The sequence below is a fragment of the Bradyrhizobium sp. sGM-13 genome (assembly GCF_018398875.1).
Classification (GTDB): domain Bacteria; phylum Pseudomonadota; class Alphaproteobacteria; order Rhizobiales; family Xanthobacteraceae; genus Bradyrhizobium.
Genome location: NZ_JAGWDK010000484.1, coordinates 1 through 222, shown reverse-complemented (window position 1 = coordinate 222; position 222 = coordinate 1). Strand labels below are relative to the sequence as shown.

Below are 222 nucleotides of genomic sequence, written 5' to 3'. Positions count from 1 at the left end.
ACGCTGTCGGACCGACGAACATCGCCTGCCCAACAAGTTCCTCCAAGCCGATCCCCTCATACTTCCGCGAGTACCGCGCCTCACCGCCCAGCAGAAAACCCGGCCGCACCTGCGCCAGCACCCCGAGCGCCACGCCCGCGGCGGAGTCACGCTCCATGGCGCTACTGCCGACCAGGCGCGTCCATTCCGGTTCGTAGATCAAGTTGAACGCCGCGATGACGC

The 222-nt window shown here is 66.7% G+C and carries 1 pseudogene; it reads right to left on the bottom strand.

Annotated elements, in window-relative coordinates:
• Positions 1-222: pseudogene (locus KJQ96_RS39745) on the bottom strand (hypothetical protein); the annotation flags it as partial.